The organism is Candidatus Desulfofervidus auxilii (genome assembly GCA_030262725.1).
In the GTDB taxonomy this organism is placed as follows: Bacteria; Desulfobacterota; Desulfofervidia; order Desulfofervidales; family Desulfofervidaceae; genus JAJSZS01.
This window is the reverse complement of the sequence record JAJSZS010000006.1, coordinates 35,581-61,765: the sequence shown is the minus strand read 5'-3', so window position 1 is coordinate 61,765 and position 26,185 is coordinate 35,581. Positions and strand designations below refer to the sequence as shown.

General features: G+C 29.7%; 27 protein-coding genes. 8 read left to right on the top strand and 19 right to left on the bottom strand.

The window, feature by feature from the left end; translation table 11 throughout:
* The first annotated feature begins 5 nt into the window (after positions 1-5).
* The gene (locus tag LWW95_04835; GenBank protein MDL1956360.1) at positions 6-968 is read left to right on the top strand and encodes a 50S ribosome-binding GTPase; all 963 of its coding nucleotides are present in this window, start codon (positions 6-8) and stop codon (positions 966-968) included.
* On the top strand, positions 965-1,984 hold the full coding sequence (gene rtcA, locus LWW95_04830; GenBank protein ID MDL1956359.1) for an RNA 3'-phosphate cyclase: 1,020 nt from the start codon (positions 965-967) through the stop codon (positions 1,982-1,984). The genes LWW95_04835 and rtcA overlap by 4 nt, the downstream gene beginning before the upstream one ends.
* Here rtcA and tadA read toward each other — a convergent pair.
* From tadA to LWW95_04775, 11 genes are all read right to left on the bottom strand, one after another.
* Positions 1,977-4,313, bottom strand: coding sequence for a Flp pilus assembly complex ATPase component TadA (tadA, locus tag LWW95_04825; GenBank protein ID MDL1956358.1), 2,337 nt, complete (start codon positions 4,311-4,313; stop codon positions 1,977-1,979). The genes rtcA and tadA overlap by 8 nt on opposite strands.
* 2 nt (positions 4,314-4,315) lie before the next feature.
* Positions 4,316-5,698, bottom strand: a complete 1,383-nt coding sequence (locus tag LWW95_04820; GenBank protein ID MDL1956357.1) for a hypothetical protein — start codon at positions 5,696-5,698, stop codon at positions 4,316-4,318.
* A gap of 64 nt (positions 5,699-5,762) precedes the next feature.
* A complete protein-coding gene (locus LWW95_04815; GenBank protein ID MDL1956356.1) occupies positions 5,763-6,272 on the bottom strand; it encodes a cytochrome c family protein in 510 nt (169 codons plus the stop codon).
* Positions 6,273-6,286: 14 nt separating this feature from the next.
* Entirely contained in the window at positions 6,287-7,174 is an 888-nt protein-coding gene (locus tag LWW95_04810; GenBank protein MDL1956355.1) for a HAMP domain-containing protein, read from the bottom strand.
* A gap of 9 nt (positions 7,175-7,183) precedes the next feature.
* A complete protein-coding gene (locus tag LWW95_04805) occupies positions 7,184-7,969 on the bottom strand; it encodes a DUF4388 domain-containing protein (protein MDL1956354.1) in 786 nt (261 codons plus the stop codon).
* Between the two features lie 6 nt (positions 7,970-7,975).
* On the bottom strand, positions 7,976-8,338 hold the full coding sequence (locus LWW95_04800; protein MDL1956353.1) for a hypothetical protein: 363 nt from the start codon (positions 8,336-8,338) through the stop codon (positions 7,976-7,978).
* 1 nt (position 8,339) lies between these two features.
* Positions 8,340-9,278 carry a hypothetical protein gene (locus LWW95_04795; GenBank protein MDL1956352.1) on the bottom strand — a complete coding sequence of 313 codons (939 nt, stop codon included), beginning with the start codon at positions 9,276-9,278 and terminating at the stop codon, positions 8,340-8,342.
* Positions 9,279-9,860, bottom strand: coding sequence for a DUF4388 domain-containing protein (locus LWW95_04790; GenBank protein ID MDL1956351.1), 582 nt, complete (start codon positions 9,858-9,860; stop codon positions 9,279-9,281).
* A gap of 9 nt (positions 9,861-9,869) precedes the next feature.
* Positions 9,870-10,946, bottom strand: coding sequence for a hypothetical protein (locus LWW95_04785; GenBank protein MDL1956350.1), 1,077 nt, complete (start codon positions 10,944-10,946; stop codon positions 9,870-9,872).
* Between the two features lie 7 nt (positions 10,947-10,953).
* Positions 10,954-11,604 (bottom strand): GTPase domain-containing protein, encoded by a 651-nt coding sequence (locus LWW95_04780; GenBank protein ID MDL1956349.1) that lies wholly within the window; start codon positions 11,602-11,604, stop codon positions 10,954-10,956.
* A 2-nt stretch (positions 11,605-11,606) separates the two neighbouring features.
* Positions 11,607-11,993, bottom strand: a complete 387-nt coding sequence (locus LWW95_04775) for a roadblock/LC7 domain-containing protein (GenBank protein ID MDL1956348.1) — start codon at positions 11,991-11,993, stop codon at positions 11,607-11,609.
* A gap of 163 nt (positions 11,994-12,156) precedes the next feature.
* Here LWW95_04775 and LWW95_04770 point away from each other — a divergent pair, with 163 nt between their 5' ends.
* The 6 genes from LWW95_04770 to rsmG are packed head-to-tail and all read left to right on the top strand — an operon-like array spanning position 12,157 to position 17,610.
* Complete coding sequence (locus LWW95_04770; protein MDL1956347.1) at positions 12,157-12,975, top strand: DUF169 domain-containing protein; 819 nt, start codon at positions 12,157-12,159, stop codon at positions 12,973-12,975.
* 47 nt (positions 12,976-13,022) lie between these two features.
* Positions 13,023-13,460, top strand: coding sequence for a hypothetical protein (locus LWW95_04765; protein ID MDL1956346.1), 438 nt, complete (start codon positions 13,023-13,025; stop codon positions 13,458-13,460).
* Between the two features lie 2 nt (positions 13,461-13,462).
* Positions 13,463-14,641 (top strand): pyridoxal phosphate-dependent aminotransferase, encoded by a 1,179-nt coding sequence (locus LWW95_04760; GenBank protein ID MDL1956345.1) that lies wholly within the window; start codon positions 13,463-13,465, stop codon positions 14,639-14,641.
* Positions 14,638-15,669 carry a tRNA 2-thiouridine(34) synthase MnmA gene (mnmA, locus tag LWW95_04755; protein ID MDL1956344.1) on the top strand — a complete coding sequence of 344 codons (1,032 nt, stop codon included), beginning with the start codon at positions 14,638-14,640 and terminating at the stop codon, positions 15,667-15,669. Before LWW95_04760 ends, mnmA begins: the two co-directional genes overlap by 4 nt.
* Entirely contained in the window at positions 15,666-16,970 is a 1,305-nt protein-coding gene (mtaB, locus tag LWW95_04750; protein ID MDL1956343.1) for a tRNA (N(6)-L-threonylcarbamoyladenosine(37)-C(2))-methylthiotransferase MtaB, read from the top strand. The genes mnmA and mtaB overlap by 4 nt, the downstream gene beginning before the upstream one ends.
* Positions 16,960-17,610, top strand: coding sequence for a 16S rRNA (guanine(527)-N(7))-methyltransferase RsmG (gene rsmG / locus LWW95_04745; GenBank protein ID MDL1956342.1), 651 nt, complete (start codon positions 16,960-16,962; stop codon positions 17,608-17,610). Before mtaB ends, rsmG begins: the two co-directional genes overlap by 11 nt.
* On the opposite strand, the gene LWW95_04740 is transcribed toward rsmG, so the two are convergent.
* The 8 genes from LWW95_04740 to LWW95_04705 are packed head-to-tail and all read right to left on the bottom strand — an operon-like array spanning position 17,599 to position 26,184.
* The gene (locus LWW95_04740; protein MDL1956341.1) at positions 17,599-18,429 is read right to left on the bottom strand and encodes an HDOD domain-containing protein; all 831 of its coding nucleotides are present in this window, start codon (positions 18,427-18,429) and stop codon (positions 17,599-17,601) included. The genes rsmG and LWW95_04740 overlap by 12 nt on opposite strands.
* A complete protein-coding gene (locus tag LWW95_04735; protein MDL1956340.1) occupies positions 18,429-19,493 on the bottom strand; it encodes a radical SAM protein in 1,065 nt (354 codons plus the stop codon). Before LWW95_04735 ends, LWW95_04740 begins: the two co-directional genes overlap by 1 nt.
* Positions 19,456-19,980: a hypothetical protein gene (locus LWW95_04730; protein ID MDL1956339.1), complete on the bottom strand. Its 525-nt coding sequence runs from the start codon at positions 19,978-19,980 to the stop codon at positions 19,456-19,458. Before LWW95_04730 ends, LWW95_04735 begins: the two co-directional genes overlap by 38 nt.
* Positions 19,970-21,619: a putative manganese-dependent inorganic diphosphatase gene (locus LWW95_04725; protein ID MDL1956338.1), complete on the bottom strand. Its 1,650-nt coding sequence runs from the start codon at positions 21,617-21,619 to the stop codon at positions 19,970-19,972. Before LWW95_04725 ends, LWW95_04730 begins: the two co-directional genes overlap by 11 nt.
* Positions 21,619-22,098, bottom strand: coding sequence for a TlpA family protein disulfide reductase (locus LWW95_04720; GenBank protein ID MDL1956337.1), 480 nt, complete (start codon positions 22,096-22,098; stop codon positions 21,619-21,621). The genes LWW95_04725 and LWW95_04720 overlap by 1 nt, the downstream gene beginning before the upstream one ends.
* Complete coding sequence (locus LWW95_04715; protein MDL1956336.1) at positions 22,095-24,131, bottom strand: U32 family peptidase; 2,037 nt, start codon at positions 24,129-24,131, stop codon at positions 22,095-22,097. The genes LWW95_04720 and LWW95_04715 overlap by 4 nt, the downstream gene beginning before the upstream one ends.
* Positions 24,131-24,829, bottom strand: coding sequence for a creatininase family protein (locus LWW95_04710; protein MDL1956335.1), 699 nt, complete (start codon positions 24,827-24,829; stop codon positions 24,131-24,133). Before LWW95_04710 ends, LWW95_04715 begins: the two co-directional genes overlap by 1 nt.
* Complete coding sequence (locus tag LWW95_04705; protein ID MDL1956334.1) at positions 24,820-26,184, bottom strand: FAD-dependent oxidoreductase; 1,365 nt, start codon at positions 26,182-26,184, stop codon at positions 24,820-24,822. The genes LWW95_04710 and LWW95_04705 overlap by 10 nt, the downstream gene beginning before the upstream one ends.
* Between the last annotated feature and the right edge of the window lies 1 nt (position 26,185).

The window sequence follows — 26,185 nt, the reverse complement described above, 5'->3', positions numbered from 1 at the left end:
TAATTATGCCTGCCAATCTTCCACCTCAATATTACGCTGCTGAAAAAAAATATCGAGAAGCAAAAACACTACAAGAAAAAATGGCTTTCCTTGAAGAAATGCTCATGATTATGCCAAAACATAAGGGTACTGATAAATTGCGAGCAGCTCTAAGACGAAAGCTAGCACAAATTAAAAGTGCTATTGAAGCTAAAAAAAAGACTAAAAAGGGTGTAAGTTATGTAATTGAAAAAGAAGGAGCAGGACAGGTAGCATTAGTTGGATTTCCTAATGTAGGTAAATCTGCCTTTATAAGAAAAGTAACTAAAGCCACCCCAGAAGTAGCAGATTATCCCTTTACAACGCGTATACCTATACCGGGAATGATGCCATTTGAAGATATCAAAATTCAACTAATAGATATGCCTGCTTTAACAATTGAATATATAGAGCCTTGGGTAGGAGATGTTCTTCGGCGAGCGGATTTATTGTTAATAATGTTAGACTTAACTGATGATCCATTATATCAATGGGAAAATATTTTAAAACGTCTTGAAGAACTTAAGATTAAGATTTTAGAAAAAACAATAGGTTTCTTTTTTAAAAAAACTGTTGTGGCTGCTAATAAAATAGACGCACCTGGAGCAAATGAAGTTTTTGAGATTTTTCAATCTTTTTGGGAATTGGATTTACCATTAATTCCTATTTCTGTTGAAAAGAATATTAATCTCAATATGCTTGCTGAAAGAATCTTTCAACATCTAGATGTTATTCGCATTTATTCAAAAGCACCAGGAAAAAAACCAGATTTAGAAGAACCTTTTATTATTAAAAAAGGAAGCACAATCTTAGATTTTGCTGAAAAGGTCCATCGGGAAATTGCTGCTAATCTAAAATTTGCTCGTATTTGGAACAAAAAATTAAATGGTTTAAGGGTAGAGAAAGATTATATATTGCAAGACAAAGATATTGTAGAGTTGCGAACATGATTAAAATTGATGGTTCTTATGGCGAGGGTGGGGGACAGATATTACGGACAAGTCTTGCTTTATCTGCAATTTTACAAAAACCAATTGAAATTTTTAATATTCGAGCAAAAAGACCAAAACCAGGATTACGTCCTCAGCATCTTGTTTGTGTAAAGGCGGTGCAAAAAATTACACATGCAGATGTAGATGGAGCAGAAATAGGTGCAAAAAAATTAAGATTTTCTCCAAAAGGGATTTTTCCAGGAAAATACAATTTTGATATTGGCACAGCAGGTTCTACTAGCTTGGTTTTACAAAGTATCCTTTTACCATTAAGTATGGCAAATGAAGCTTCAGAAATAAAAATCAAAGGAGGTACGCATGTTCCTTGGAGTCCTCCATTTCATTATTTAAAATATGTTTTTGCGCCAATGCTTAATTCAATAGGGATTAAAATAGAACTTAAATTATATCAGTGGGGTTGGTATCCAGAAGGTGGTGGAGAAATAGTTATAAGAGTCTTTCCTGCCAAAGAATTAAAAGCTCAATCTTGGAATGAACCACCTAATTTTTCATGTCTTAAAGCCATTTCTGCTTCTTCTCATTTACCAGAACATGTGAGGAAAAGACAAATTGAAAGATTAATCTTTCGTTTAAAAGAAATAGGATTAGAAATTAAATCTAAAGAAGAAATTGAAGCTTCAGGAAAAGGGAAGGGAAGTTTTCTTTTTTTATGGATTGATGAAAAAATAAAAGCAGGATTTTCTGCATTGGGTGCAAAGGGAAAACCTGCAGAAGAAGTAGCAGAAGAAGTATTTAAATATTTTTTTACTTATTATAGAGCAAATGTTTGTTTAGAAGAACATTTAGCAGATCAAATTATACCTTATCTTTGTCTTGCATCAGGACAATCTTGTTTTAAAACTATCATTTCTTCACATCTTATTACAAATATTTGGATAATTAATCAATTTTTAAAGAGAAAAATAGAACATACAAAAAGTATTGGAGAAATAAATGAAATAAAGATTACTTAATACAAACACGCCTTACTTCTTTCAAATCAGTATATCCTTTAAGCACCTTTTCAATACCATCTTGTTTTAAAGTAGTCATACCTTGACGAATTGCCACCTTTCTAATTTCCTCTGTAGGAGCTTTTTTCTTTATTAATGCTTTTATTTCATCATCATTAATAAGTAATTCATGAATACCCATTCTTCCTTTATAACCAGTGCCACCACATACATCACATCCTTTTGGTCGATAAAGGATTAAATTACCTGAATATTTCACTCCCACTCGCCCAAAATATTCTTCTCCATATTCAGCAACTAATTCATCAAATTCTTCTTTAGTAGGATGATATGCCTCTTTACAGTTTTTGCAAAGAGTGCGTATCAACCTTTGAGCAAGGACACCAAGTAAAGAATCAGCAAAATTGTAAGGATCTAAACCCATCTCTAAAAGTCTTGTTACTGTTTCTGGGGCACTATTAGTATGAAGTGTGGAAAAAACAAGGTGACCAGTAAGAGAAGCTTCTATACCAATAGTAGCAGTTTCTTCATCACGCATCTCACCAATCATAATCACATCAGGATCAGCTCTAAGAAATGACCTCATAATACGAGCAAAAGTAAGACCTATTTTAGGGCGAACTTCTACTTGCCTTAAACCTGGTTGAGTAATTTCTACTGGATCTTCAGCTGTCCATATTTTTTTATCAGGAGTATTTATATAACTTAAGGCTGAATGAAGGGTAGTTGTTTTACCTGAACCAGTTGGTCCTACTACTAAAACTAAACCATAAGGTTGAGAAATAATATCAATAAATTTTTTTAAATTTCTTTCAGACATTCCAATTTCATTAAGTTTTAAAGGAGTACCAGTATGTAGCAATCTTAACACTACATCTTCAAGTCCCCCTACTGTTGGAACAGTAGCAACACGCAATTCCAAAAGATCTTTACCTTTTTGTTTGAATTTTATTTTACCATCTTGAGGTAATCTTTTTTCTGCAATATCAAGATTAGCCATAATCTTTATTCTTGAAACAACAGCCCTTGTAAATGCATTAGGCACTTGAATATAAGGTTGACAAATACCATCAATACGAAACCGAATACGTGTAATTTTATCTGAAGGAGAAGGTTCTATATGAATATCTGATGCTTTTTTTCGCCATGCATCAAGAATCATTTGATTTACAAATTGAATAACCCTACTATCTGCTTCTGATACTTCTTCAGCTTCTTCGTCAATAGCTACTTCCTCAACAGTTTCAACAAGTTCTTCAATAGAAGGTGTGCTTTCTTGCCCCCAAAAATAGTCAATAAAATTTTCTATATCTTCTCTAATACTTACTACTAATTCAATGTCTGAACTTTGCAGAAGAGTTTTAATAATATCTAACTTAGAAAGATCATGAGGGTTATCAATAGCAACAATAATTTTATTTTCCTCTCTTCGTAAAGGTACCCAGCCATTATGTTTAAGATATTGATATTTTAATCCTCTAATTAAATCCAAAGGTATAGGTATACTGGGGTCAAAAGAAACAAATTCACAACCGAAAAAAAGTGATAAAGATTTTCCAATTTCTTCTTTAGGCACTCCATATTTCTGCATAAGAATAAATTCAACACTTTTATTCTCTTTTTTTGATTCAGTAACAGCATCTTCCAATTCTTCTTTAGTAATAATGCCCTCTCGAAGAAGATAATCAAAACGTGTTCCACCTCTTGCACGAAAAGATAAACTTTTAATTTTCTGTTCTACATCAGGAAATTTCTCTTTATTTTTAATACTCTTGAAGTAATTTAATGCTTTACCATAAGCTCCTACAGCTTCATATAATTCACCTAACTTATATTTAATTTGTTCTCTATATCTAGAAAAAGAAGGATGATTTAAAATCTGTTCTAAAAAAGAAATAGCATTAAGTTTATTACCTTGAGCTTCATAACAGTTAATAACATTATGAATACACTCTTCTATTTTATAGCCCTTATATAAAGCCTTTTTAAACTCTTCAATAGCTTGTTTATAAAGTCCTAATTCTTTAAAAACTTGAGCTTTTTCATATATTTCAGAAGAACTTTCTTTTTCATGAGTAGTTGGAAAAGTAAGCACATTTTCTTCTGTTTTTTGTTGCATACTTTCTATTTCTTCAATTTTTGCTTTAAGCATATGTTTTTGAGCGTCTATTTGCGGAGTAGGGGACATATTTTCTAATTGAGAAAGTAACTTTAAATAAATTTCCTTTGCTTCTCTATAAAGTCCTTGATCATAATATATCTCTGCTTCTTTTAAATGTGTATTAAATTTGGTTTGATCTAATTCTTTTCTTTCTGCTCTAACCGCCATAATTAAGTTTCAAAAAAATAACTTGGATTTACCAAATAAGCAATACCTTTATCTGGAATTTCAACTTCTGCTTCTATCTCATTTTCTTCAATCTTTTTTCCTTTTTCAGGTAAAAATGTATTTTTAGATATAATTTTTCCAAGAAATAAAACACCATGTTTCTCTCCAGATTCTATAAGTACAGCTGTATTATAAGACCCCTCATCACTTTGGGAAAGGCTCAACACAGGCACTTCCATTTTTTCCAATTCTTTTTCTTTTAAATTCTTTAAGTTTCCTTTCATATTTTTTCTTAATTTACGCCAAAATGATTTAAGCTCTTTAAGATAGATTTTTTCTTTCTCTTTAAGCTTTTGTGCTTTTTTAGGAGAAATAGAATAAATATTAGCTATGTTTTCTACTGGTAAAGCTATTAATTTATTTCCAAAGGAAAAAACCAAAACATATGGCCACATCTCTTCTAAAGGCTCTTCTGCGATAACTTCTTCTTTCACTTCCTCTTCTTTTACTTCTGATATTTTTTCTATTTCTTCTATTTCTTTTTTTATCTCCTCTAAAGAAGCCTTTTCCTTTGCTTCAACGACTTCAATTTTTTCTTCTTTTAATTTATTTTCTAACTCTATTAGTTTTTGTTTTAGAAAATCAAATTCCAATTTAAAATCTTCAATAATAACTAATCGTGAATAAATTTGTTCAATTTCTTTTAAAACATCTGAAATTTTTGTCTCTAATTTTTGAAAGTAAAAAGCAACTTGTTTACCTTCTGCTTGTAAATCTTCTTTTAAAGATTGGACTAATTCCTTTAAATGAGAAAAAGTCTTTTCATCTATAACCATTTTTTCAGAGAGATCTAAGGGTACCTCTGGTTTAACTTCAACTACTGCCCTTTCTGTAATAGCTGGCACAGGTATCTCTCTAGGAGGTTCTTCATATTTTTTCTCTTTTTCTTCTTTTGTCTTCTTTATCTGAGTTATTTCTTCTCGCCAGCGATTAAAAAGGGCATAAGCTTCTTTAACTTTAGCTTTCTTTTCCCTTTCAGGAAAACTTAAAGTATTTAATTCCCTAAAAATTTTAGCTATCTTTCCTAAAACAGTTAGAGTCTCAGGTGGCGCTAATTCTTTAGATATAATTAAAAATTTAGTAATGCTTTCCATCATCGACAATATGGCTTTGTTTAATTTATCATCATAAGTTTCAATCAATTCTTGAATAGCAAGCCTTAGATTATTTAAATCTTTGTGAGTAAACTCCCAATCTAGACTAAGAATTGCCTCTTCAAGCCGCAAAATGCGCTCGTCTTTCAATTCCGGTTCTTCAGAAAAAAGCTCATCTATAGCTGAAAAAGCAGCCTCTTCTAATTTTTTTAAATCAATTTGCTCCATCATAACCTACCTCTTCATTTTATTTTTTATTATAAAATCGGCTAAAATATTATAAATGCCCATCTTTTTATTTATAAAATCCTTTTAGTTCAAGTTGTTTTATAGCATCCATCAATTTTTTATTAGTTTTTTTCAACTTTTGATGAATTCTTATTTTTTCTACTTCAATATTTTTAAGATGACATCTAAAACATTGATTAATAGGTGCATCCGATTCTAAATATACTCCTTCCAATCTCTCATGACATCCCCAACATTTCATGTGATAAGCAACAGTAAGTTCTGTTTTAGATTTCCCGTGACAATCAGAACATTCTTGAACTCCATGCTCAGGTGTCCATACATTTTTTCCATTTTCATATAGATGATGACAAGTAGAACATTTTACCCTATATAAACCAGCATGAAGCTCATGCGAAAAACTTACTGGTGGATACTTATATGGACCAAATTTTGCGAAACCAGAATCTCTAATCCTCAATAATTCTGGAGGGGCTGAAACTAGCTGTGAATGAGTTTTAAAAGTAATACTGAAAATTATTGCTAATATCAATAATAGCCAGCATTTTATCTTCACTTTATTCTCCTAAATTAGATTTTTTGTCTTCTTTGTAAGCGTTGAATTGCCTTTCTTAAGCTTGCTTGCATTCTTCTTAAAGCATCGGCTAAATCACCTATTTCGTCCGTAGAAGTGATTTCAATAGGTACATTCAACTCACCTAAACTAATTCTTTCTGCTACATCTGTAAGATGTAAAATTGGTTTAACTAAGTGTAAGGCAAATAAAATAGCTATTACAATAACTAATATCACAATAATAGCACCACCCAAAAGAAATTGCCATAAAAATTGTTTTTGAAATGATAAAAGATTTTTTTCAAAACTTTTTAAAGGTGCTTCGACCTCTTTAGTATATATTGTAGCAGCTACAGTTAAAGGTGTATCAGGAACAGGCATTACTACAGTAAATTTATTTTCAACTCGGCCATTAGGTTCTTTCCAAGGATAATAACCCTTACTAAACCGTTCACCAGGCTTTGGGCCTTTAATAATTCGCCAAAAATCTGGATTACTTTTTTTAAAAGTGTTTATATCTATTCCAATAAATTTGGGGTTAGGATGAGCAAAAATGGAAATTTTTCCATCTTCTATTTTTTGTACAGATGAATATCCTGTTTTCCCAACTGTTTGAACAGCTATTCGAATAAAAACAGGATCATATTGAAGCTCATCCCAATTAATTTTTTCTCCTGGCCGCTTACGAACCTGTGTTTGGATATAAAAATCTAACATCCTCACAATATCTTCAACTTTTTGCTCCACTAAGATTTCTCCTAAATCTCTTAAACTAGAAACAGTTTGAGATAAAAATAATTGATGGATTTTTTTGAGATGATAATAACTGGCACCTGCACCAAGAAGCAATGGAATAAGCGAAATAATTAAAAATATTAGAACAAATTTTCCTTTAAGACTCATAGTCCCCTCCTATGCTCGTTTTAGTATCTCTAACATTTTTTTCTTAAAGGTAATCCTCCTTTCCTCACCGTCAATTTCTTGAGAAATCCGGTCTATAAGTGCTGATATTTTATTATAAGGAAATGACTCCCTTGTTTCACCCAAACTATCTATCTCATCTTCAATAACTGCTTCAGCAATAGGTCCTATAAGAGCAGCTAATTCTGCTTTTAAAGTTTTCCAAAAAATTGGAGGAATTACCTTTTGTGTTTTTTTCTCTGTAACTTTTTCTTTTTCTTGAAGTTTTGCCAAACCCATCTCTTCCAATTTTTTAGCTGTACGCAATACCTCAACCGGATCCACTTCCCCTTCTTGAGCTATTTCAGAAATTGTTAAGTTTTTTTGACTTAAAGCTACTACTATCCAATCTTTAGGAGATAAAGTTACCTCTTGTTCTTTAGGAATGAGGGTAACAACTTTATTCCAAGCAGAAGTTATTGAAGTAAATGTTTTCAAATCTTCAGCAATCTTTTCTAAAAGGGCATTTGTATCTTCATGAAAATGTCTTTCAGAAGTAACTAATTTGTCTTGAAAGCTAAAGTTTCCTTCTGTCTGTCTAGCAAGGTCAAAAAGGGCTTCATATCCTTTTTTCCCTCCAAGAGTAGCAGCATAAATTTCTCCTCCATTAAGAAAGACAAGACCTTCTCCTTCAGGAGTAGTAACAGACAATCTACCAGTATGTTTTGCTTTTACAAGTAATCCTAATAAATCAAGTATATTAATTTGTCTAATATTTCCTTTTAATATCTCAGCCATTTCTTTTTACCAAAATTTAAATTTCTTTAATAAACTCCATTTTTGTTTATTAATTTCACTTAAAATAACTTCAATTTCCATTCTAAGCAATGCTAAAGAAGTTTCTGTCTCTCTTTTAATCCATATTGTGAACCAACCCATATTTGTTGGTTTAAAAAACAAATAATCATGTTTAAACACTACACCAATTTCTTTTTTTATATTTCTTTCTTGAAAAAATAAGAACAATCGAGAGAAAATCCTTTTTAAACGTCTTGAAGTTTCAGGGTCCAAAGGAAGTATTAATCTTTCTATTATTTTCTCACCTTCAATAAACCAGACACCTTTAACTCCATCTAAATTAAGTATTTTTTCAATTATTTTTTCCATTTTAAACTTTAAAAAGCTCTAATAATTCAGCTTTTTCAATAAAAAGTTTATATTTTTCCTTTAATTCTTTTATTTTGGAGCTAATTTCTTTTTGTAATTTTCTTTCTTTAATAATTTCCCCACATATTTCTTTCAATCCATCTATCAACTCCTTTTCTGATGCAGTACCTTCATAGATTATCTTTTTTGATTTATATTCAAATTCATTAGCAAATGGATCAAGAAATGGATATTTTTCTGCTTTTTCAATAGCTTTATGGCGCCATAACAAAAAGAATTCTTTCTCTCCAATAATATCTTCCAAAGCAGATATAAGTTCTTGAAAAAAAGAAAGAATATTTTCTACTGTAAGATTATTTTCTAATGTTTCTTCTAATGTCAATTTATAAACATCAAATGTTGCCTGAGATATTCTTTCTGTAATTTCAGGAAGAAATTCTTCACCTTCTTGAAAATTCCATTTTCTCCAAGAAGAACAAGTACCTATGATTTCACCATTTTGAAAATAAATGATTCCTTTTTCTTCCATAGGTAGATTAATTTCCATCCAACCTGTTAAATTTTCACGTTTAAGTTTTTGAATCAATCGATTTGCATCAGTAAATTCAGTACTGAGATCAGGGTAGAGGATTTTTCCTGTAAATAAATTAGCCCAAAATAATACAGTATTTTCAGGTAAATAAAAAACATGAACAAATTCTTCTTTTTTTATATTAGTTAATAATTCTTCTAAAGTAATGTTACGATAATCATTGTTTGAAACTTCTAAACAATTAATTATCTGTCCTGTATCTAAAAAAATCATTAGATTCTTTCCTTCTGCTTGAATTTGTATATAACCAGTAAATAAATCATTTTTTAAAAATTCAATTAATTTAGGCATTTCTAAATAGTATGTATGAAGATTGCTAAGACGCACTTTAAATCGAGGCAGAAACATTTATTTCCCCTTTATTGAAATTTGTGAGAAAACCTCTTCTAAAATAGTTTGAGAGGGTAGGGCAAATTTAAAAATCTCTCCTTTTATTTCTAAAAATAAAGAAATATTTTCTTCTTCTTTTAACCAGATCCATTCTATAGGTCCTGCTTCTAAAAGATAACCACATTGAGATAAAAATAAAAAAATTTCTTTAATAAATGGAGATGCCTCTTCTATTTCTTTTACTTTACCAACAATTTTTGTAAGTTTTTTTACTATACTATCTAAGTAACCTTTCATTTCATCTTCATAACGAGCTGCTTCTAAAAGAAGATATTCAAAAGAATTGTTAATTTGTCGTTGTGGAAGGGGAACATTATTTTGAAAGATAAATTCACCACTTTTTAATCTAATAAGTTTATAAAAAGCCTTTTCTCCACTTAAATTATCCATTTGGGCAGCAATAATTTCTCCATCCTGGAAATATATATCACCAATTTTAATGGCATCTTTATAGAAAGATAAACAACCACTTTTTTTCTCCTGACAACAAAGCTGGACTACACTTGCTACAGAAACATCTTGTATATTTCCTTTAAGCATAGTTATTTATTATGTTAAACCTAATTCTATTTGCTTTTCTGTCCATAAAGCTTTTAAATTTAAAAATGGATAAGTACCTTCTGGAGTCTCTACTTTATCTTCAAGAAGTTTTCCTGAAATAGGTTTATCTAAAGAAGGAATACGATCAACAAATATTACACCATAACTATCTATATCAGAAACTTTAACTACTACTGCACCATTGTAATTGTTATTTTGCAAACCTTCAGCAGGTTGAAATACATTCAAGAACATATTTTTTAACTGGCTCTTTTTAACTTTCTTTAATTCTCCTTTTAACCCTTTAGTAATAGGGTTAAAAAAACTCCCTAATTGGCCAAATTTAATTAAAGATTTTTGAGTTAATTTTTTTGCCTTTTTAGGAGAGATTTTATAAACATTTACCACTGTCTCCGCTGGAAGGGCAAATTTCTTTTCTCCTATTTCCAATATATAAAATTTTTCTTCATTTTCAGGTGTTTCTTTAATACCTTCTATCTTTTCTTGCTCAATTTTTTCTGGAGAGGGACCTACTAATAAACGATGCAAAGTTCTTTGATTTTCTTCCACTTTAATGTTAATTTCGTGTAATTTGGCTTCAACACTTTCAATAACTTGTTTTAATAAATTTTCTATTTCTTCTTTTTTCAAATTTGTTTCTCTTAAAGAAGAACTAGGCTTTCCTTTTAATGTCTGATATTGATAATAAAAACTTTGAACTAAATCTTCTTTTTTAGTAGGATTAGCATTAGAAAAAATTAGTGGTAAATTTGCAACCATTTTATTTAATAATTGAGAAATATTTTCAAATTTTAAAAGCCCTTTAACAAGGTTTTGAATAAGACGAAGATAAAGCTGTGTTGATTTATCTGTTTTTGAAATAAGACTTTCACATTGAGAAAGAATTTCTTCTCCTAAACTTTTATCTTTTACCTTTAAAAAATTATTTAATTTCTTTTCCAAAACTTGCCATGTTGGAGATGGCTTTTCAGAAGTTTCTTTTTCATCTAAAATTTCTTCAAGAAAAGAAAGCTCTTTATTTATTTCTTGTTCCCATTTTTCTAAAGAAAATTCTTTTTCTTCCATCTTAATTTTAACCTCCTGCAACTTTTACTATTTGCTCTGATAACATAAATTTTCTAATAACAGAACTAATAGTTAACTTTGCTATTTGTTTAAGAGTTTGAAACACGTTATACCCCCTTATAGCGCTTGCTGGAAAAGAAGGCGCCTTCAATTCTTTATTTAAATCGTCCTCTAATGTCTCAATGTCCAATAAAACTAATCCTTCATCTTCCAAATCTCTTTTATTCCATTGAAAAACTAATGGTATGTCTTCAATTTTTAAGTTATAATGAGCTAAATTTTCTTTAAGATTTTGAAGGCTTTCAATATTTGCTTGACGACGTGCAGGTAAAGAATCAGCTACAAAAACAACACCATCAACTCCCTTTAATACCAATTTACGAGTGGTATTATAAACTACTTGTCCTGGTGTAGTATAAAGTTGAATTTTTAAATCCATACCATAAATTTTACCTAAATCTACTGGGAAAAAATCAAAAAAAAGAGTTCTATCACCTCTAGTATCTATTGTAATTAATCTACTAGCTGGTCTTCCACTTAATTTTTGTTGAAGTTTATCATAAATATAAATCAAATTTGTTGTCTTCCCACTTCTTCCTGGGCCATAATAAACAATTTTTACTTGAATTAGCTTTTCTTTAAAATTAATAACAGCCATAATTACTCTCCAAGAATTTTTTGGATTTCTTTTTTTATACCTTCTATTTTTATCCGAAGAAGCCCTAAAGAAACATATGGTTTAAAAAGCACAATCATTAAGATTTCTGGATCAATTCTTGTAAAATGAATATTTTCCTTTTGACCACGATGAAATAAAAGAGAAAACTCATCTTCTCCTATTAAACGGGCAATTTCCTTTGTTGCTGCAAAATTCGCAGCAGAAAGTACTGCTAATGAAGTAGCATCTATAGAACCTTCCCCTGATTTACAAATCAAATTACCAGCCATATCAGTTAGAAGAACATAACTTGCACCACCTTCATTTATTAATTTATTTAAAAGCAATGTAAGTTTATCTACTTTTTCTTCCTCCAGAATAATATCCATAAAATCCTCCTTTTTCAACTCTCTCATAAATTACTTCAATAAATCCTTTTAGTCAAGCAGAATTGTTAGTTCGGATAATTTATATTATGTCAAATTTAATCACTTGTCTTATTATCATAAATTCATTACAATCATTAAATAATTTTATTTTTAAAAGTAAGAGATGGAAAGCAAAATAGCAAAAGCTTTAAATATGATGTTTAATCCAGTAGCGGTGATATGGTCAAATAAAAAACCACAAAATGCCTTACAATTTAAGGAAGGTAAATGGGGTTGTGTAATGTGGCTTTTTGCTAATGTGGCTAAGGGAAAAACTGCTGTATTTGATAGAAAAACTTACGGATGTTGGGGAGGAGGTGTTGGATTAGGTTTTGGAAACAAATATTTTGATTTTCCAGGAGGGATTGAATGTTTTTATTATTTTTTATCCTCAGGAAATAAAAACTGGGAAAAAGGTAAGGAGGTGGCAGAAAAAATTAAGCCTTATGTCACAAAAGAATTTCTTGATGAATTTTTAGAAGGAGAGAGATATTTAAAAGACCCTGAGTTAGTAAAAAAGTTTGTAGAAAATTTGCCTATTATAGAAGTTCCAACAGAATATGTAATTTTTAAACCCTTAAAAGAGGTTAATCTTGATGAAGAAAAGCCTATTTTGATTGTTTTTCCTGTTAATCCTCATCAACTTTCAGCTCTTGTTGTACTTGCAAATTATGGAAGAGATAGTTTTAATAATGTAACTATTCCTTGGGCTGCAGGATGTCAAACAATCGGAATATGTGCTTATAAGGAATGTTATTCAAAACCTCAAAAAGCAGTAGTGGGACTAACGGATCTTTCAGCAAGGAAAAATATTAGAAAACAACTTGGAGATAATATTTTTACTTTTGCTATTCCTTTTGAGATGTTTTTAGAAATAGAAGAAAATATAGAAAATAGTTTTTTATATAGAAACGTATGGAGATATCTTATACTTGACAAATAATTGAGTTTAAAACTAAACTTTCAAAAATAAGAGATATGGGGGGTAAAATGGGGAAAAAAGGATTGGTTATTTTTTTTCTTATATTAATAGGATGCACTACAACTAAAACAATCATGGTACCTTCTGGAGAAAGAAAACCAAATGTTTATGAAGTTTATCAAACAGTACTTGATACTTTTCAAGAACTAACAATTCCAGTAGAGTTTCAAGACCCTCCTTATTCTTTAGAAAGTATTTGGATGTATTGGCCACCACATACTGCTAATAAAATAATTGGATTCCCATTAACCTGGTGGAAATATAGAGCAATAATTCAAGAAAACACTGTAATTTTGGAAGCTGAAGGACGGGGAATAAGCCTATGTCCTTTAACTCCTCTTATTTTAGTAAATTTTACACCAGCCCCTATTGATTGGGTTGCAAAAGCTTTACAACAGAATTTAAAAACTATGGATATAACAGTAAAAATTCATATAAGAGAATAAAAATGTCCATATCACAAAAAATGCAAGAATTTATTGAGAAAGCTTCCTGGATCCGAAAAATGTTTGAAGAAGGAGCTTATTTAAAACAAAAATATGGAACTGAAAATGTTTTTGATTTCAGTTTAGGTAATCCCCATTTGCAACCACCCAGTTTATTTTATCAAGCTTTAAAAAAAGAGATTGAAAAAAGTCATAGCTATACGCCAAATGCAGGACTCTTAGAAACAAGAGAAGCAATTGCTGCATATCTTAGCCAAGAACATGGTATTAAATTTTGTGCTAATGAGATTATTCTTACCTGTGGTGCAGCTGGTGCTTTAAATGTAATTTTAAAAGCACTCTTAAATCCTGGAGATGAAGTAATTGTACTTGCCCCTTTTTTTGTAGAATACGGATTTTATATAGATAATCATGGAGGAATAATGAAAGTTGTCTTAACAAAGGATAATTTTGATTTAGATTTAGAGGCTATTAATAAAGCATTAAATTTAAAAACAAAGGCAATATTATTAAATTCTCCTAATAATCCCACAGGTCAAGTTTATTCTGAAGCTGTTCTTAAAGAGTTAGCAATAATACTTAAAGAACATAAGAAAAAAACAAAAAATATTATTTATCTTATTATGGATGAACCTTATCGAAAAATTATTTATGATGGTATTAAGCTTCCTAGTATATTTAAAATTTATCCAGAAACTATTTTAGCTACATCTTTTTCTAAAGATTTATCTTTGGCTGGAGAAAGGATTGGTTATTTAGCTATTCATCCTAATTGTACTTATAAAAAGGAATTAATAGAAGCCTGTATTTTAGCTAATCGTATTTTAGGTTTTGTAAATGCACCTGTTCTTATGCAGAGAATTATCAAGCATTTATTAAATACTTCTGTAAATATTGAATTTTATAAACGTAATCGAGACCTATTGTGTAAAGGACTTTCCGATTTAGGCTTTTCTTTTATTTTACCTAAAGGTGCTTTTTATCTTTTTCCTAAAACACCTATACCAGATGATATAGCCTTTGTGAAAGCTTTACAGACAGAACGAATATTAGCTGTACCTGGAAGTGGTTTTGGAACTCCTGGATATTTTCGTTTAGCATTTTGTGTAGAAGAAACTGTTATTAAAAAAGCCATGCCTCATTTTGAAAAAATTGCAAACAAATTTGGTCTTATTTCGTGAAAAAAGTAGCGGTTGCATTAAGTGGTGGTATTGATAGTGCAGTAACTGCTTATCTTCTTAAAGAACAAGGTTATAAAGTAACAGGTGTTTTTTTAAGATTAACAGAAAATCAACCTCCCTACTCTCCTTCAAATATCGCTAAATTGTTAAAGATTGATTATATTGAACTTGATTTAAAGGATATTTTTAAAAAAGAAATTATTAAACCTTTTATCGAAACATATCTTTTAGGCAAAACACCAAATCCATGCATATGGTGCAATCAAAAGATTAAATTTGGCATATTGTTAAAGGAAATTAAAAAAATGGGATTTGATTTCTTAGCTACTGGTCACTATGCTCGCAAAATTTTTAAAAATAATCGCTTCATCCTTTTACGTGGTATTGATCAACAAAGAGATCAATCTTATTTTTTATTTCCTCTCACTCAAGAACAATTATCCTATATTTTATGGCCATTAGGAACAATTAATAAAGAAAAAACTAAAAAAATTGCTATAAGTATTGGATTATCTTTAAATACTAAAGAAAGTAGGGAAATATGTTTTATTCCTGAAAGAAATTATCGATTATTTTTAGAAAAACATGCTAAAGAAAGATTAACAAAAGAAGGGAAAATACTTGACTTAGAAGGCAAGGTTATTGGCAAACATAGTGGAATTTGGCGTTATACTATTGGTCAAAGGCATGGATTAGGAATTAGAGCAAGAGAAGCTTATTATGTGCGTGTTATTGATGCAGATAAAAATTGTCTTATTGTAGCTCCGCGTCAGGCTTTATTTTTCAAAGAAGCTATTGTTGAAAATGTAAATTTTTTCCCTTTTGATTCTTTAAAAGAACCTCTTTATGTTTCTGTTAAAATAAGATATAAACAAATTGAAACAAAGGCTTTAATTAAGCCTATTAATGAAAAAAAGGTCCAAATAATATTTGAAACACCACAATTTGCTGTAACACCTGGACAGGCAGCAGTTTTTTATCAAGATGAAGTTTGTGTGGGAGGAGGTTGGATAATATCTGCAAAATGAAAATTGTTATTTTTACTGTAGGTTGCAAAGTAAATCAATATGAATCTGAATCCCTTGCTTTTTTATTTACTCAACAAGGGTATACTATTGTTTCAAAAATAGAAGAAGCTGATATATGTATTGTCAATACTTGCACTGTAACACATAGAGCAGATTATGATAGCCGACATTATCTTCGCCAAATCATTCGAAAAAACCCTAATGCTATTTGTATAGCTACTGGATGTTATGTACAAATAGCATATAGGAAATTGGCAGAAATAAAAGGAATTGATTATTTAATTGGCAATAAAGAAAAGCCCAATTTACCTAAATTATTACCTTATTTAAAAAAACAACCATCTCCTAAAATTTTAGTAAGTAAACAACCAACTACTTTAGATACTTTAATCTGTTTACCTCCAGCAGCTTCAATTAAACGCACTCGAGCTTATCTTAAAATTCAGGATGGATGTGATGCATTCTGTCGTTATTGCATTGTACCTTATGCACGTGGAAGAACACGAAGTTTACCTCCTGATGAAGTAATAAAAAGATTAATTTTTTTAGAAAAATTAGGGTTTAAAGAAATTGTACTGACTGGCATTCATTTAGGAGAATATGGAAAAGATTTAACCCCACCTATTTCTCTTACAAAGCTTTTATATTCTATAAAAAATTCTAATTTAAAAGCACGCTTGCGTTTAAGTTCTCTTAATCCATCTGAAATTACAAAAGAATTAATAAATCTCTTTATCTCATGGCCAAATTTATGTCCTCATTTGCATATTTCATTACAAAGTGGTTCTAAAAGAATCCTTCAAAAAATGGGTAGAAATTATACTCCAGAACTTTTTAAAGAAATAGTTTCAACTCTTATTCAACATTTTCCTTTGTTTGCTATTGGAATTGATGTTATTGTAGGCTTTCCAGGAGAAACTGAAAATGACTTTGAAGAAACATATTATCTGATAAAAGAAACACCTATAGCCTATTGTCATATTTTTTCCTATTCTGAGCGACCAAATACATTAGCAGCTAGATATACTGAAAAAGTGCCATTAGAAATTATTCAAAAGAGAGTTAATATATTGAGAATTTTAGATAAAGAAAAAAGAGCAAAATTTTTTGAAAAAAATAAAAATAAAATTTTAAATTTATTAATAGAAACAAAAAATAAAAATTACTTTAAAGGTCATACTGAAAATTATCTTTTAGTCCGTATTCCTGAGTCAGAAAAGTTAAAAATTAATACTATTGTTCCAGTAAAAATTGTTTATTATAAAAATGGCAATATTTATGGCAACATCTATGGAAGCTAAGATTAAAGAAATTTTAATTAATGGTAGTGAGACACTTGGAATAAAATTAAAGGAAAAACAAATTTATCAATTCCAACTCTACTTACTTAGATTAAAAAAGTGGAGCCATCATATTAATCTCACTGGGATAAAAACAGAAAGAGATATTGTTATAAAACATTTTCTAGATTCACTTACTATTTTTTCTTTTTTAAAACCTCAATGGGAGCTATTAGATATTGGCACTGGTGCAGGCTTTCCAGGTATTCCTTTAAAAATTGCCCTCCCCTCTTTAAAATTAACTTTAGTTGAAGCAAAACAAAAAAAAGTAGTATTTTTAAAAGAGATTAAACGTCTTTTGGAATTAAAAGATATAGAAATTATTCAAACACACCTTCCATCTCCTTTATTATCAAAAAAAACATTTAATGTTGTTGTGGGGAGAGCTGTAGCTCCATTAACTGAATATATTCGATTAGCTCTACCTTATGTTGCAAATCAAGGTTTACTTATTATCATGAGAGGAGGTAAAGACAATAAAAAAGAAATTGAGCAAATTTGTAAAAAATATAATCTTTCAATAGCTATACAAAAAAGTTTTATGCTTCCTTTTAGTAATATTAAGAGGGAAGTAATAGCACTAAAAAAATTAAAAAGCTAGAATATCCTCTTTTTTAGCGATAACATTGACCATAATTTCTTCTAAATCAGCTTCATTTAAGCCTATTTCATTAAGAAGTTGAGACTCAGTTTGTGGTGTAGAATGAAAACCAACAGGAGAGATAAAAGTAGCAAGGTTGTTGGCAAGATAGACAATTAGAGCAATAATAACTTCTTGAGTAGCCTCTGTTGGAGAATGATGAAAAGCAATTGATTCTTTTATAGGAAGAGGCAATTGCCAATTTTCAGCAATAATTCCACCTATTTCAGCATGATTATATCCAAACATTTCCTTTTCTATATTTAATAAATCCATACCTTCTGCTAATTTTTTTGTAATTTCTTCAAAGGCATTTTTTACATATTGATCTAATATAATTTTACCTATATCATGGAGAAGACCACCAATATAGGCTAATTCTTTATTTTTATATTTAAGTTTTTCAGCAATAAGTTCTGCAGAAACAGCAGCTACTAATGAATGTTCCCATAAAGTATGTTCTGTTTGAGGATATCCTTTCAATTTTTTATTTAAAATACCTTTCATTTGAACAGTAAAAACAATTTTCTTTAATATTTTTCTACCTAATAAAACTACAGCATGTTTAATGCTAGTAATTTTTTGTCTAAAGGCAAAAAAGGCAGAATTACTTATACGTAAAACATCGGCTGTTAGGGCTGGATCTAAAAGAATAGCATCTTTTATTTCTTCTGCATCTGTATTGGGATCATTTAATACATTCAATACTTTAATAACTGCACCACTTGTAGGCTTTAAAAATCTTACTTGTTTTAAGATATCTTCTATCTTATTTTGCATCAGTTTTTCTTAAAAATATTATTAAGCATCTCTCTTAATGCACCTTTTATTGGTACATAGCCAAAAACTTCTTTCCATATCTCTGGCCTTTCCATACATAAATAAACATTTACTTGAGGAGCATATTCTCTTATCCATTTTAGAATTGTTTTATAAAGAAGGATTCTAATAGGCTTAAAATATCGTTGTTTACCATCTAAACCTGATATAAATTCACCATAAATAATTTTACTCTCTGGGAAACGGTGTCTTATAATATTTTTTAAAGAAGGCATAAATCGAAATGTACCTAAACTGATCCAAGCAATCTTTTCTGGTTGAATATATTTGAAGATTAGGTCAACAGCTTCTTTGTATCCTTCTTTCCAACCAGGATAATAAATTATTGGGTCAAAATGAAATCCTATCCAATATCCCCATTCTTGACAACGATGAGCAGCTTTAAGACGTTCTTCAAGAGTAGGAGTATTTTTTTCTTCTTTTAATACAATTTCTGGAGCATTAAGTGACCAAGAAATTACAGTATGTCCATTATGATCAAGATCAGCCAAATTGTCAATTATTATACTTTTTGTTTTCAACTCCAATATTAAATTATCACGTCTAGCGAAATATGGAACCAAATAACGGCTTAATTGAGTAATATGGTCTAAAAAAAGGCTATCAGTCAATTCTCCTGTTCCCACTCGATAGAATTTTATTTTTATATCGTCTAATTCTTTAAAAAGGTCTTCTAAATTTACATAAACTTGAATAAAAGGTTGATTAAGATAACTTTGCAAAATACAATAAGTACAATCAAAAGCACAATTAGTCCCCACTTCTAAAATATAATATTCACAGCTAATATAAAATGTCTTATTTGTACAAGGACAAGGGCGAAAAAAACGTCCCTTATTACGTGTAAGATAAAGAATTTCTTTATTATAAACCTCACCTTTTACTGTCTCTGGCGCCACTACTTCCTGTGGTATATGTGAAATTCTTTTTAAAATTTCTTGTGTATAGGGTAAATCAAGAACTGTTTTATCTATCAAAATTTTTTTGGGAAAAAATTTCTTCAAACCACCCTCCATCTATCAATTGTTGCCAAATATCCATTTGACTTATTTTTAACAATCTTTCCAATTTTTGGATAAATTCTTTATTATTTTTAAAATAAAATTTTATCTCATATTCATCCCCTTCCCAATAAATTGGAGGAATAATTTTACATTTTGATGGCAAATTTAAATTTTTAATTTTTTTATTAAAAATTTCTTCAGCTTTAGTAAGTAAAGGGAAACGGCGTTTTCTAAAAAAATTTCTTACAATTGTAAGTTTTTGTTCCCTTGTTAAAGTTGGATTGTTAATTGTATCGTTAACCATTTTTACCAATTCTGTTATTGAAATTTCATCTCTTGCTTTAATATCTAAAAGGTATGTTAACAATTCTTTTTGTAAAGAATAAGTTGGTTGAAGTTTTGTAAAAAATTGTTTTATAATTTTATTCTCTTCAGCAGGTAAATTTTCTATTTCTTTTAAAATATCTGGAAAAATTTTAAAATTCATATTTAGTCATTGCTTGTGCTAACTGAGGTATAAAATCTCTTTTTCTTGACATTACTTGAGGAATAAAACAAGCATCATTTTCTATTTTTATATCAAATGCCATTTCTATAATTTCTTTCTCTCCTTTAACAAAAATTTGTTCTCCCTTTTGATCAAATGGACAGGTAATGATAAAAGTTACTAAATTAAAATTCTGTTCATTTAATGCCTTTTCCATTTCTAATTTAATTTCTTTAGTTAAAGGTTCAATTTCTTTTCTATCTAATACCAAAATCTGTCCTACTCCTATTTTTTTATCACCAATATGATATTCTTTAAAATCGCTAAAAAGGATTTCTTTAGCTGTTTTTCCTTTAATTTCAGCCTGAGCTTTTATAAGCTTACGTCCAAATTCTTCTATATTAACGCCAGCTTTTTTAGCTAAAAACAAAGCTGCTCTTTTATCCCTTTCAGTAGTAGTGGAAAGGGTAAGTATAAGAGTATCAGAGAGTATTCCACCTAAAAGGGCACCAGCAATCTCAGGCACAATTTCTACTCTATGTAATTGCATAAGTTCAGTTATAATAGTACAGGTGCTTCCTATAGGATCATTATAAACATAAATAGGTTTAAAAGTAGAAATATCTCCTAAATGATGATGGTCAATAATTTCTAATATCTCTGCTTCCTTTATACCTAATACTGCTTGAGCACTATCATTATGATCAACAAGTATAACCTTTTTTTGAATAGGACTAATTAAATCAGAACGTGTTATTACACCAATAAGTCTTCCTTCAGAATCTGCTACAAGTACTGAACGATAACGAGAAGCTAAAACTCTTTTTTTAACATCACTAATTGGAGTATCTAAATGAACCACTTCTGCTTTTTTCATGATAGCCTTTACTGGAAGAGAAAGAGGAAGAATTTGAGCAATCGTGTATATACTAAAAGGAGAAGAAATAATTATTGTCCCTTTTTCTTTTGCTAATTCCAAAACCTCTTCGCTAATAATTGGTTCTTCACTTAAAATTAATACTTCACAACCAGCCTTGATTAGCTCTAATTGGATATCTGTACGATCACCTAAAATCGCAATATCTCCTGGTTGAACATAATGAAGCGTGGTGCCTTTCTGCATAGCTGCAATAAATATGCGACCTTTTAATTCCTCTTTTTTATAAGGATTGGCTAAAATACGACCTTTTAATGTAAGTACGAGGGTTTTAATCTGAATTGGAATAGTAAGAATATCCCAAGTAATTTTTTCTACATAATATTGAGCAATATCCATTTGTCCTATAATTCCTAATATATTTTGATATTCATCTACTACAGGAAGAATACGAATTTCCTTTTTTCGCATAATTTGAACTGCATGGTATATAGGTTCTTCAGGATAGATATAAATAGGTGGTTTTAAATCAATATCATTTACTCGAGGAATAACATTTTTAATAAGAAATGGTATTTCAAGGCCAAAATATTTTAAAATAAATTGAGTTTCAGCATTAAGAGAACCTGTTCTGGCTGGAATATAAAGGTATTTTTTATCAGTAATATTTTTAAAATAAGCATACGCAATAGCACTACAAATAGAATCACTGTCTGGATTACGGTGTCCAATAATAAATACTCGTTTTTTGCTGTTAGTCATTAAGGTCCTAAATGTATTAAACTTATAATATCATCTTCAAGTTTTTTCTTTTTCATAAATCCTTGATGCGTTTTGTATATACGTCCCTTTGGATCTACAATAACAAGATGAGGCAATACAGAAATCCCACCATATTTTAAAACAATATCTTCATTCCCAATAAGTATTGGATATGCAATATTCAATTTTTTTGCAAAATCGTAAATACGATCAACGTTCTCATCTAAACTGATACCTAAAAAAATTACATTTTTATCTCTATAACGATTATAAAGTTGATTTAAATCAGGTACTATTAAACGGCAAGATTTACACCAAGTAGTGAAAAATTCTAATATAACAATTTTGCCTCTAAAATCAGAAAGAGAAATTTTATCTCCTTTTAAATCTGGTAAAGTAAAATCTGGTGCATATTCAGGAACACTTTTTTCTCCACATGCTAAAAAAAGAATTAATAAAAAAATAGCTAGTCTTTTCATGCCAAACCTCTTTGATAATTGAACTGATATCCTTTAGGTAAAAATACACCTTTTGATGTAACAATTTTTTCTACTTCTTTCTTAAGAAGGAATCTTAGATCCACACAGAACTGATAAATTCCAAATGATTTTAATTCTTTTAGATAATCTTTCAAAGAGATGGGAATTTCAGGTAAAATATAAGTAATTTCGTCTCTTTTAAGAGGATAATATTTTTCCCCTAATGGAGATATAAGAGAATTGGAGCGCCAAAAAGGTTTTAAGCTTAAGCGAGAGATCCAAATAGGCATTCTCATATAAACATTTATAACTATTTCATGTTTATTCCAATATTTAACTAGTGTTTTAATAGTATTCTTATCTAATTCTAAAGAAAGCATTAAAAAATGTATACCCATATTCTTTAAAGTTCGCAAAGCTAAATGATTTGCTATATTAAAGGTGTAGTCACTACTAAAGATTAAGCCTTTTTTCTCTGGAAAAAGCTCAAAGTGGCCTATATTAGCCAATTGCCAACGTTTAAATCCTAAATCTAAAAGCTGTTTTATAGCTTTTTCAAAAAAAGCCAATTGATGAGGTAAAATTATTGGAGGAAGGCTGATTGTTAAAGACGGATGTTTTTTTAATAATTTTTTAAAATGAGCAAGAATAAGTGGGTATGTTTGAAAATTAAGAGATAAAATGGGAATACTTCCTTCAGGTAATTTGTAATTGAGAAAATAATTTACTTCTTCGTGGCGAATCCACCAAATAATTCTTTTAAATCTTTTTTTTGGTATTTCAATACCTTGAGCATATATCCATTGCTGCAAGCGTTTTTTAGATGAAGAAGAAATTTTAAAGTCAATTGGTTTAACCATTTGATTTAATTTTGTTTTTAATTTTTTATCTGATTTTTTTAAACCAGGTATTGCACTAACAACTCGAAAAAGAAGATAACCTGGTTCAACCATTGTTGGAGCATTAAGACAAATTAATTCTCCAATTTTTTCTAAATTTTTTACCTTCCATGCTATCCCTTTACCGAAAATTTCATTTTGAGCACGAATTCTATCACCTGCTTTTAATTCTGCCTCAGGTCGAAAAAAGATTCTCTCACCTTCTTTACGTAAAACCCTTCCTAAATATATACCAAACGCTCCAGGATGTTTAGGATCAAGCACATTTTTAGGTTTTACAGTAAGAAAAAAACCAGTGGTAAGTGGTCTACTTTCAACTTTACTAAGTAAAGATTTAGCATAATCAATAGCTGCTTGAGATTCGTCTAGTGAAGCATCTCGCACTAACCGATATGCCTCTACTACTGTAGCTACATACTCTGCACTCTTCATACGCCCTTCAATTTTTATAGCATCAATTCTCATTTCTTTTAAAATAGGTATTAACTCTAAAGCACAAAGATCATTACAGGATAAATAATAACCCTTTTCTTCTCCCCATTGATAAAGAAAACGGCAAGGTTGACGACACCTTCCCCTTAAACTACTCTGCCCACCTAAATAACTACTTGCCAAACAAAGACCAGAATAGCTAAAACATAAAGCTCCATGTACAAAAACCTCTAATTCTACTGAAACTGATTTCTTTATATTTTCTATTTCTTTAAGTGTAAGCTCTCTAGCTAATACAATTCGTTTAAATCCCATATTTGCTAACTTTTTTACTCCTATAACATTATGACAAGCCATTAAAGTGCTGGCATGAAGAACCAAATGAGGAAAACGATGTTTACATAACCAAAAAATACCTAAATCCTGAATAATAATAGCATCTGGTTTGATTTGCCCTAAAGCAATAATAATCTCTATCAAGTCTTTCCACTCTGTTTCTTTAATTAGACTGTTTAGGGCAACAAAAACTTTTCTTCCTAATTGATGTGCATAAGGAATCATTAATGCCAGTTCTTCTAAAGTAAAATTCCTTGCATAAGCTCTAGCATTAAATGTTTTAATCCCTACATATATTGCATCTGCACCTTTTTCTAAAGCAGCAAAAAAAGCTTCAAAATTTCCAGCTGGTGCCAAAATTTCCATTATTCTTTTAATAAATTTACGATATTTACTAATTTTTCTACTAAATAATTGAAAAATCTTTCCCCTTTCTCTTTAGACGCTACAAGAGGATTCCCCCAAACAGCACTTGGCCAATATTTTCTTTTTTCTTTAACTAATAAAAAACGTGGAAAATTCGGATAATCTTCAGATGGTATTTTTTTAACCCATAAAGGTTTTAAATAAAGCATAAGAGCTGTTTCTAATTCTCCTGCATGACTATCTTTTTTTGTTTCAAGTCCTATATTTTCATCTAAAAGATCCAAAATACTAAGAACAGCTATTTTTTTCACAAGATCTGTTTCAATCATCTCTTCAGCTATTTCTTTTAAAGCAGCCATATGTAAACTGCCAGCATGACCTGAAAAGATTAAAAAACGATAGCAACCTTGAGAGATAAAACTATTAATAATATCTTTCACCAATAATCTAAATCCTGATGCAGAAATGCTTATTGTACCTGGATGTTCTTTTGTACTACGACAAACACCATAATAAACTGGAGGAGCTACAATAGCACCTGTTTTTTCTCCTACTTTTAAAGCAATTTCATAAGCAATAATAGTATCTGTACCAAGTGGTAAATGTTTACCATGTGCTTCTACTGAGCCAAAAGGCAAAATTATTATTTTCTTTGTTTGTTTCTCAAAATCTTGCATAGTAATAGTTTCTAACTGCATAATTTATTTCCTTTAATAATAAATTTTGCACATTCTAATCCAGACTTTACAGCCTGAACTGTTCCACCACCACTTGGAAGCACAGAAGAACCTACATTAAAAAGATTTTTAATAGGTAATTGAAAAGAAACTTTTTTATAATTTTTGCTTTCAGCAACAGGCAAAACACAACTTTTAAAACCTATTTCATTTGGATAATCTAATGAAGTAATAATCTTTCTCCAAACAATGGCATTTATAAGATTAGGGATTGCCAAATTAGCTATTTCAAGAAGAAATTCTCCTGCTTGAATTATACGTTTTTTATTTTTTTCTCCTTTTGGAGTATAAAACAAAAGAGTGACTGGTCTAAATTTTCCACTTTTTGTAAAAAATATACCAAATGGCGGATCATTTGGATAAATGCCGTTAAAAAGTTGATGCATAACTTTATTTAAATCAGACTCTGGCAAAAATGCATACAAAACATTACCATCCTCTACATCAATTTTATTTTTATCTACAATCATAAAAAACATTGAAACTTCTAAACCTTGTTTATATGATTTAATCAATTTAAGAAATTCATTTTTGAAACTTACCCCTTTACAAAGTTTTAATACTGTCTCAACAATACTTATAGCACTTATAACAAAATCAGCTTTTATAAATTCCCCTTGAACTACCACCCCTACTGTTTTATTATTCTCAATTAAAATTTTATCTACAGACATATTTGTATAAATTTGGCCATTATACTTTTTTATAACATTTAAAAAAGTATCTGGTATTTTTTGCATGCCACCAGATGGATAAAAAGGTCTTCCATAATCCTTTGCATTAAATGTATAACCAGGCATATCATCTGGAAGACACCCATGAAATAAACCAGCTCTCATATTAAGGATATTTCGCATCAATTGGTTTTTTGTAAGAAAACAAGCTATATCATTATGAGAATCCATATATGAATAACTATCAAATTGTCTTTGTTTCCATAATTTATAAATAAAAAATATACTTTCAGAAAAAGAAAATCCCATTTTCTTAAGATTTTTTAATAAATGATGTCTGGGAGGCATATTCATAAGGAATTTTTTGTTAGAAAATATATAAATTTTTACAAATTCTGGTTTAAAATTAGGTTTTTCTTTTAATTCATTTTTAATTAATTTAATAATATTTGTTCCTGAGAATATTGGGCCCACATCAAATGGATATCTGCCAAATTCTTCATTTCCAAGCCAGATACTACGACATCTCCCTCCTATATGAGATGTTTTTTCAAAAATTTTAACCTTAAAACCTGCTTTAAGAAGTGCGCTTGCTACACTAAGACCACCAAGCCCTGCTCCAATTACAATTACATTTTTCATA

What these genes read in the sequence shown, in the direction of transcription:
- LWW95_04715 (MDL1956336.1), bottom strand. Translation starts at nt 24,131, where the DNA reads ATGGAAATTTTGGCACCAGCTGGAAATTTTGAAGCTTTTTTTGCTGCT.
- LWW95_04765 (MDL1956346.1), top strand. Translation starts at nt 13,023, where the DNA reads ATGGGGAAAAAAGGATTGGTTATTTTTTTTCTTATATTAATAGGATGC.
- LWW95_04800 (MDL1956353.1), bottom strand. Translation starts at nt 8,338, where the DNA reads ATGGAAAAAATAATTGAAAAAATACTTAATTTAGATGGAGTTAAAGGT.
- LWW95_04805 (MDL1956354.1), bottom strand. Translation starts at nt 7,969, where the DNA reads ATGGCTGAGATATTAAAAGGAAATATTAGACAAATTAATATACTTGAT.
- LWW95_04720 (MDL1956337.1), bottom strand. Translation starts at nt 22,098, where the DNA reads ATGAAAAGACTAGCTATTTTTTTATTAATTCTTTTTTTAGCATGTGGA.
- rsmG (MDL1956342.1), top strand. Translation starts at nt 16,960, where the DNA reads ATGGAAGCTAAGATTAAAGAAATTTTAATTAATGGTAGTGAGACACTT.
- tadA (MDL1956358.1), bottom strand. Translation starts at nt 4,313, where the DNA reads ATGGCGGTTAGAGCAGAAAGAAAAGAATTAGATCAAACCAAATTTAAT.
- LWW95_04795 (MDL1956352.1), bottom strand. Translation starts at nt 9,278, where the DNA reads ATGTTTCTGCCTCGATTTAAAGTGCGTCTTAGCAATCTTCATACATAC.
- LWW95_04835 (MDL1956360.1), top strand. Translation starts at nt 6, where the DNA reads ATGCCTGCCAATCTTCCACCTCAATATTACGCTGCTGAAAAAAAATAT.
- LWW95_04785 (MDL1956350.1), bottom strand. Translation starts at nt 10,946, where the DNA reads ATGGAAGAAAAAGAATTTTCTTTAGAAAAATGGGAACAAGAAATAAAT.
- LWW95_04705 (MDL1956334.1), bottom strand. Translation starts at nt 26,184, where the DNA reads ATGAAAAATGTAATTGTAATTGGAGCAGGGCTTGGTGGTCTTAGTGTA.
- LWW95_04710 (MDL1956335.1), bottom strand. Translation starts at nt 24,829, where the DNA reads ATGCAGTTAGAAACTATTACTATGCAAGATTTTGAGAAACAAACAAAG.
- rtcA (MDL1956359.1), top strand. Translation starts at nt 965, where the DNA reads ATGATTAAAATTGATGGTTCTTATGGCGAGGGTGGGGGACAGATATTA.
- LWW95_04730 (MDL1956339.1), bottom strand. Translation starts at nt 19,980, where the DNA reads ATGAATTTTAAAATTTTTCCAGATATTTTAAAAGAAATAGAAAATTTA.
- mtaB (MDL1956343.1), top strand. Translation starts at nt 15,666, where the DNA reads ATGAAAATTGTTATTTTTACTGTAGGTTGCAAAGTAAATCAATATGAA.
- LWW95_04790 (MDL1956351.1), bottom strand. Translation starts at nt 9,860, where the DNA reads ATGCTTAAAGGAAATATACAAGATGTTTCTGTAGCAAGTGTAGTCCAG.
- LWW95_04760 (MDL1956345.1), top strand. Translation starts at nt 13,463, where the DNA reads ATGTCCATATCACAAAAAATGCAAGAATTTATTGAGAAAGCTTCCTGG.
- LWW95_04810 (MDL1956355.1), bottom strand. Translation starts at nt 7,174, where the DNA reads ATGAGTCTTAAAGGAAAATTTGTTCTAATATTTTTAATTATTTCGCTT.
- LWW95_04775 (MDL1956348.1), bottom strand. Translation starts at nt 11,993, where the DNA reads ATGGATATTATTCTGGAGGAAGAAAAAGTAGATAAACTTACATTGCTT.
- LWW95_04740 (MDL1956341.1), bottom strand. Translation starts at nt 18,429, where the DNA reads ATGCAAAATAAGATAGAAGATATCTTAAAACAAGTAAGATTTTTAAAG.
- LWW95_04770 (MDL1956347.1), top strand. Translation starts at nt 12,157, where the DNA reads ATGGAAAGCAAAATAGCAAAAGCTTTAAATATGATGTTTAATCCAGTA.
- LWW95_04780 (MDL1956349.1), bottom strand. Translation starts at nt 11,604, where the DNA reads ATGGCTGTTATTAATTTTAAAGAAAAGCTAATTCAAGTAAAAATTGTT.
- LWW95_04820 (MDL1956357.1), bottom strand. Translation starts at nt 5,698, where the DNA reads ATGATGGAGCAAATTGATTTAAAAAAATTAGAAGAGGCTGCTTTTTCA.
- LWW95_04725 (MDL1956338.1), bottom strand. Translation starts at nt 21,619, where the DNA reads ATGACTAACAGCAAAAAACGAGTATTTATTATTGGACACCGTAATCCA.